At 68.2% G+C, this 6688-nt stretch carries 6 protein-coding genes; all 6 read left to right on the top strand.

The annotated features are described in order from the left end of the window. Positions 1-209: 209 nt before the first annotated feature. The 6 genes from ESO86_RS09340 to mmsB all read left to right on the top strand — a co-directional run bounded on the left by ESO86_RS09340 (position 210) and on the right by mmsB (position 6564). A complete protein-coding gene (locus ESO86_RS09340) occupies positions 210-1262 on the top strand; it encodes a LacI family DNA-binding transcriptional regulator (RefSeq protein ID WP_129234651.1) in 1053 nt (350 codons plus the stop codon). Positions 1263-1449: 187 nt separating this feature from the next. Beyond that, positions 1450-1617: a hypothetical protein gene (locus ESO86_RS18770; RefSeq protein ID WP_165307578.1), complete on the top strand. Its 168-nt coding sequence runs from the start codon at positions 1450-1452 to the stop codon at positions 1615-1617. Then, entirely contained in the window at positions 1614-2378 is a 765-nt protein-coding gene (locus ESO86_RS09335) for an L-ribulose-5-phosphate 4-epimerase (RefSeq protein ID WP_129234650.1), read from the top strand. The genes ESO86_RS18770 and ESO86_RS09335 overlap by 4 nt, the downstream gene beginning before the upstream one ends. Before the next feature lie 169 nt (positions 2379-2547). Further along, the gene (gene chvE / locus ESO86_RS09330) at positions 2548-3624 is read left to right on the top strand and encodes a multiple monosaccharide ABC transporter substrate-binding protein (RefSeq protein ID WP_129234652.1); all 1077 of its coding nucleotides are present in this window, start codon (positions 2548-2550) and stop codon (positions 3622-3624) included. A gap of 132 nt (positions 3625-3756) precedes the next feature. Then, positions 3757-5286: a multiple monosaccharide ABC transporter ATP-binding protein gene (mmsA, locus tag ESO86_RS09325; protein ID WP_129234649.1), complete on the top strand. Its 1530-nt coding sequence runs from the start codon at positions 3757-3759 to the stop codon at positions 5284-5286. A 33-nt stretch (positions 5287-5319) separates the two neighbouring features. Further along, positions 5320-6564: a multiple monosaccharide ABC transporter permease gene (gene mmsB / locus ESO86_RS09320; RefSeq protein WP_129234648.1), complete on the top strand. Its 1245-nt coding sequence runs from the start codon at positions 5320-5322 to the stop codon at positions 6562-6564. The last annotated feature ends 124 nt before the right edge of the window (positions 6565-6688 follow it).

Here is a 6688-nt window from a genome sequence, read left to right as displayed (position 1 = left end):
GATGGGTGGCGACGGCGCGCCGAGGGCGCCGAGACGCCGGCGGGCGAGTCGGCGTCGGCGCCGTCGCCGGGGGAGTAGCGGCGCCGAACGGCATACGCCCCGTCGCGAGCGCCCGCGCGGGATCGGAGTTCATGTGACGGTCACATTGTGACCGTCACATTCCGCGCGAGCATGTGCATAATGGTGTCGCGGCATGTGTGACCGTGAACATGCCGAAACCGATCGAGGTCACCGTGCCAGAGCCGTCGCAGGAGCCGCCGAAGGGGCGCGCACCCAGCATCCGGGATGTCGCGCGCGTCGCCGGCGTCTCGCACCAGACCGTCTCGCGCGTGCTCAACCACCACCCGAGCATCCGGCCCGAGACCAAGCAGCGCGTGCTCGACGTCATGGCCGAGCTGCAGTACACGCCGAACCGCGCCGCCCGCGCGCTCGTCACGAGCCGCTCGCGCACCCTCGGCATCCTCTCGGCGTCGAGCACGCACTACGGTCCGGCCTCCAGCATCGCCGCGATCGAGTCCGCGGCCCGCGCCGCCGGCTACTGGGTGAGCACCGCGAACATCGAGTCCTCCGACGCGGTGTCGATCGCCGACGGGCTCGCCCACCTGCGCGCCCAGGGCATCGAGGGGCTCGTCGTGATCGCCCCCCAGATGCGCGTCTTCGACACGCTCGCGCAGCTGTCGATCGACGTCCCCTACGTGACGCTCCAGTCGACGGGGCGCGACCCGGAGCACACGCTGTCGGTCGACCAGATCGCGGGCGCGCGCCTGGCCACGCGGCACCTGATCGAGCGCGGCCACCGGTCGATCTACCACCTCGCGGGCCCCCAGGACTGGATCGAGGCCGAGGCGCGCATGCGCGGGTTCCTCGACGAGATGGGCGCGCAGGACGTGCCGACGACGGCGCCGATCCTCGGCGACTGGACGGCCGACTTCGGCTTCTACGCCGGGCGGGAGCTGCTCACGGTGCGGGACTTCACGGCGATCTTCGCCTCGAACGACCAGATGGCGCTCGGGGTCATGCACGCCGTGCGCGATGCGGGACTCGAGGTCCCTCGCGACGTGTCGATCATCGGGTTCGACGACATCCCCGAGGCCGCGCACTTCTGGCCGCCGCTCACGACCGTGCGGCAGGACTTCGCCGAGCTCGGCAGGCGCTGCGTCGCGCTGCTGCTCGGCGACCTCGACGACGCCGCGCCCGAGTACCGCGGCACGCTCGTGCCCGAGCTCATCGTGCGGGACTCGGTGGGCGCCCCGGCGTTCTGAGCCCGACCGCTGCGGTCGACCCGCTGGAGAACGGCGTTACCGTTCCGTGATGTTCGTCAGTTGACAGACGCGCGAAACATGTGGCTAACATGAGACTCGCGATGTGAACGGTCACATGGAGCGTCACATCGCAGGACGTTCCACATCGCCCCTCCGGGCGACGCAGCACACGACGAAGGAGTCCCGCGTGATCGACACGACCGCCCCCGGCCGGCCCACCAGCCCGGCCGCTCCCCGGCGCGGCGCACGATCGACCGGGACGCGGGCGGAGATCGGCACCGCCGGAACGCGCGCCGCGCGCCACGCGGCATCCGTCATCGCCATCGCCCCGACCGCAGTGGCGGTCGCCGCATGACGAGCTTCGGACCGCAGATCGAGGTCGCGATCGCCCGTACGCGTGCGGATGTCGCTCGCCTGCATGGTGAGCTGACCCGGTACGGGCTGGTGGTGTGGACCGGCGGGAACGTGTCGGGTCGCGTGCCCGGCGCCGACCTGTTCGTGATCAAGCCGTCGGGTGTGAGCTACGACGACCTGGCGCCGGAGAACATGATCCTCTGCGACCTCGACGGCAACGTCATCCCGGGCACCCCGGGCGCTGATCGGTCGCCGTCGAGCGACACCGCGGCGCACGCGTACGTCTACCGGAACATGCCCGAGGTCGGCGGAGTGGTGCACACCCACTCCACGTATGCGGTGGCGTGGGCGGCGCGCGGCGAGGAGATCCCGTGCGTGATCACCGCCATGGCCGACGAGTTCGGCGGGCCGATCCCGATCGGGCCGTTCGCGATCATCGGCGACGACTCGATCGGACGGGGCATCGTCGAGACGCTCCGCGGTCACCGGTCGCGTGCGGTGCTCATGCAGAACCACGGGCCGTTCACGATCGGCGCCAACGCCAAGGACGCGGTCAAGGCCGCCGTCATGGTCGAGGACGTCGCGCGGACCGTGCACCTGGCGCGCGAGGCCGGCCCCCTGATCCCGATCCCGCAGGACTCGATCGACCGGCTCTACGACCGGTACCAGAACGTCTACGGACAGGCCTCCGACGCACGTCGGGATGCCGCGGTCGGGACGGCGGCGGCCGGCCCGAGCCGGACGAAGGCGAAACGAAACTGAAGAGCTTGCGGCATCCGAGGTCACGACGGATGCCGCTGGGAGCCGGTCGTCATGGACGAGGCCGGATCCGAAACGTCACCAAGACGACGACGTCCATGACCACACAGTGAAAGGACACACCGTGAACACCACGAAGAAGGTGCTCCTCGCCACCCTGGCGGCCGGTTCGATGCTCGCGCTCGCCGCGTGCTCGGGCGGCAGCGGCGGAGGCGGCGGCGGAGAAGGCGACGGCGGCCTCATCGGCGTCGCGATGCCCACGAAGAGCTCGGAGCGCTGGATCCAGGACGGCGACGCCGTCAAGGAGCAGCTCGAGGAGCAGGGCTTCCAGGTCGACCTCCAGTACGCCGAGGACGACATCCCCACGCAGGTCTCGCAGATCGAGAACATGATCACCAAGGGCGCCGAGGCCCTGATCGTCGCCTCGATCGACGGCACCACGCTCTCGGAGGTGCTCCAGAACGCCGCCGACGCCGAGATCCCCGTCATCGCCTACGACCGCCTCATCCGCGACTCGGAGAACGTCGACTACTACGCGTCGTTCGACAACTACATCGTGGGCGTCCAGCAGGCCACCTCGCTCCTCGCGGGCCTGGGCCTCACCGACCTCGAGGGCACCGAGGCCGCCGACGCGCCGGAGGGACCGTTCAACATCGAGCTGTTCGCCGGCTCGCCCGATGACAACAACGCCACGTTCTTCTGGAACGGCGCCATCGACACGCTCCAGCCCTACATCGACGAGGGCACCCTCGTCGTGAAGTCGGGCCAGACCGAGTTCGAGCAGGCCGCCACCCTCCGCTGGGACGGCGAGGTCGCGCAGAGCCGCATGGAGGACATCCTCGTCTCGACGTACTCCGACGGCTCGACCGTCGACGCCGTGCTCTCGCCGTACGACGGCCTCTCGCGCGGCATCATCTCGGCCCTCACCGACGCCGGCTACTCGGTCGGCGACGAGTGGCCGATCATCTCCGGCCAGGACGCCGAGCTCGACTCGGTCAAGGCGATCATCGCCGGCGAGCAGTACTCGACCATCTTCAAGGACACCCGCAACCTCGCGGCCGTGGCCGTGGACATGGCGACCGCCCTGCTGAACGGCGAGGAGCCCGAGGTCAACAACACGAGCGACTACGACAACGGCGTGAAGGTCGTGCCCTCGTACCTCCTCGAGTCGGAGATCGTCGTGGCCGACAACATCACCGAGGTCCTGGTCGACTCCGGCTACTGGACCGAAGAGGAGATCAACGGCTGAACCAGCCGCTGATCCCGAACGGATGACGTACCGCGTGTCGGGACCTGCGACGGGAGTACTCTCGCCTCAGGTCCCGGCCGCGGCATCCGCCACTCGGCCGGCCCCACACCGGCAATGGAGCAGGAGCAAGGGATGACCAACCACATTCTCGAGATGCGCGGCATCACGAAGACGTTCCCCGGCGTCAAGGCGCTCGCGAACGTCAACCTGGGCGTGGAGCGCGGCGAGGTCCACGCGATCTGCGGCGAGAACGGCGCAGGCAAGTCGACGCTGATGAAGGTGCTGTCGGGCGTCTACCCGCACGGCACCTACGACGGCGCCATCGTCTTCGAGGGCGAGGAGGTCGAGTTCAGGGACCTCACCGACTCCGAGGCCAAGGGCATCGTGATCATCCACCAGGAGCTCGCCCTCAGCCCGTACCTCTCGATCGCCGAGAACATCTTCCTCAACAACGAGCAGAAGGGCACCGGCGGCCTCATCGACTGGAACCAGACGAACTTCGAGGCGTCGAAGCTGCTCGCACGGGTCGGCCTGAAGGAGAACCCGACGACCAAGATCCGCGAGATCGGCGTCGGCAAGCAGCAGCTCGTCGAGATCGCGAAGGCCCTCTCGAAGCGCGTCAAGCTCCTGATCCTCGACGAGCCCACCGCCGCGCTCAACGACGAGGACTCCGACCACCTGCTCGACCTGATCCTGCACCTGAAGGGGCAGGGCATCACGTCGATCATCATCAGCCACAAGCTGAACGAGATCAAGAAGGTCGCAGACACGGTCACGGTCATCCGCGACGGCAAGACGATCGAGACGATCGCCAAGCAGGACGTCACCGAGGACCGCATCATCAAGGACATGGTCGGTCGCGACCTCGAGCACCGGTACCCCGACCACACGCCGAACCTCGGCGAGGAGCTGCTCCGCGTCGAGGACTGGACCGCGCACCATCCGCAGGACTCGAACCGGGTCGTCGTCGACAAGGTCAACCTGCACGTGCGCGCGGGCGAGATCGTCGGCATCGCGGGCCTCATGGGCGCCGGTCGCACCGAGTTCGCGATGAGCCTCTTCGGCCACTCATACGGCTCGCGCATCACCGGCAAGGTGTTCCTGCGGGGCAAGGAGATCAAGACCCGCACGGTCGCCGAGGCGATCTCGAACGGCATCGCCTACGCCACCGAGGACCGCAAGACCTACGGCCTGAACCTCATCGAGGACATCAAGCGGAACATCTCGATGGCATCGCTGAAGAAGCTCGAGAAGTACGGCCTCGTGCACGACAACGAGGAGTACGCGGTCGCCAACGAGTACCGCAAGTCGATGAACATCAAGGCGCCGAGCGTCCTGGTGAAGACCGGCAAGCTCTCGGGCGGCAACCAGCAGAAGGTCGTCCTGTCGAAGTGGATCTACTCCGACCCCGACGTGCTGATCCTCGACGAGCCCACGCGCGGCATCGACGTCGGGGCGAAGTACGAGATCTACACGATCATCAACCGACTGGCCGCCGCCGGGAAGGGCATCATCGTGATCTCGTCGGAGCTGCCCGAACTCCTCGGCATCTGCGATCGCGTGTACGCCCTCTCGGAGGGTCGCATCACCGGCGAGCTCCCCGTCGAGGAGGCCACGCCCGAGTCGATGCTCAAGCTCATGACCATGGAAAAGCCCCGCTAGCCCGCGGCTGACGGATCACCCCCAGGAGACACCATGTCGAATCCGAACCCTCCCGCAACCGAGGAGACCCACGCGGCGGGCAGCAACATCAACCCCGTCGACAACAAGTTCACCGAGCGACTGAGCCACGTGCTCAGCGACCTCGGCCGCAACGGCATCTTCATCGCCCTCGTCGCCGTGGTCGTGCTGTTCGCCTTCCTCACCGACGGCATCCTGCTGAGGCCGCAGAACATCTCCAACCTGGTCGTGCAGAACGGGTACATCCTCGTCCTCGCGATCGGCATGGTGATGGTCATCATCGCCGGTCACATCGACCTCTCGGTCGGATCCGTCGCCGCGTTCGTCGGCGCCTGTTCCGGCGTGTTCGCGGTCCAATGGGGCCTGCCGTGGTGGCTGGCCGTGGTCCTCTCGCTCGGCATCGGCGCGCTCGTCGGCGTCTGGCAGGGCTTCTGGATCGCCTACGTCGGAATCCCGGCGTTCATCGTGACCCTGGCCGGCATGCTCATCTTCCGCGGCCTCGCGCTCGTGGTGCTCGGCAACGCGAACATCGGCTCGTTCCCGACCGAGTACCGCGCGCTCGGCAACGGCTTCCTGTCGAACGTGTTCGGCGAATTCGAGCTCGATCCACTGACGCTCGGCGTGGGCGCCCTCGCGATCGTGATCCTCGTCGTGCAGCAGGTGCGCAGCCGCCGCGGCCGCGTGAAGTACGGCCAGGACGTCGAGCCGTTGGTGTGGTTCATCACCAAGCTCGTGCTGATCTCGGCGGCGATCGGGTTCTTCGCCTACGCGCTCGCGTCGTACAAGGGCATCCCGGTGACGCTGATCATCCTCGGCGTGCTGGTGCTCGTGTACAGCGTCGTGATGAACCGCACCGTGTTCGGCCGTCACATCTACGCGATCGGCGGCAACCGCCACGCGGCCGAGCTGTCGGGCATCAAGACCCGTCGGGTCGACTTCTGGCTGTTCGTGAACATGGGCTTCCTGGCGGCGCTCGCCGGCCTCATCTTCACGGCGCGCCTGAACCTCGCGGGACCGAAGGCCGGCGACGGCTTCGAGCTCGAGGCGATCTCGGCGGCGTTCATCGGCGGCGCGGCCGTCCAGGGCGGCGTCGGCACGATCGGCGGCGCGATCATCGGTGGTCTGATCATCGGTGTCCTGAACAACGGCATGTCGATCATGGGCATCGGCATCGAGTGGCAGCAGGCCGTGAAGGGCCTCGTGCTGCTGCTCGCGGTTGCGTTCGACGTCTACAACAAGCGTCGGTCGGGCGGGCACTGACCCGCAGTTCCTCCTGAGACGGCGAGGGGCGGATGCCACGTGGCATCCGCCCCTCGTCGTGTCTCGGCCCCGGCGCGCCCGGGCCGGGCTGCCCGTCGGGGGCGGGCTGGCTCGCCGGGGCCGG

It is taken from the genome of Agromyces binzhouensis (assembly GCF_004135055.1).
In the GTDB taxonomy this organism is placed as follows: Bacteria; Actinomycetota; Actinomycetes; order Actinomycetales; family Microbacteriaceae; genus Agromyces; species Agromyces binzhouensis.
The sequence above is the reverse complement of the archived record's forward strand: the minus strand, read 5'-3'. Positions and strand labels throughout refer to the sequence as shown.

Excerpts from the sequence above, each read along its gene's own strand:
- ESO86_RS09340 (WP_129234651.1), top strand. The coding sequence starts at position 210 with ATGCCGAAACCGATCGAGGTCACCGTGCCAGAGCCGTCGCAGGAGCCG.
- ESO86_RS09335 (WP_129234650.1), top strand. The coding sequence starts at position 1,614 with ATGACGAGCTTCGGACCGCAGATCGAGGTCGCGATCGCCCGTACGCGT.
- chvE (WP_129234652.1), top strand. The coding sequence starts at position 2,548 with ATGCTCGCGCTCGCCGCGTGCTCGGGCGGCAGCGGCGGAGGCGGCGGC.
- mmsA (WP_129234649.1), top strand. The coding sequence starts at position 3,757 with ATGACCAACCACATTCTCGAGATGCGCGGCATCACGAAGACGTTCCCC.
- mmsB (WP_129234648.1), top strand. The coding sequence starts at position 5,320 with ATGTCGAATCCGAACCCTCCCGCAACCGAGGAGACCCACGCGGCGGGC.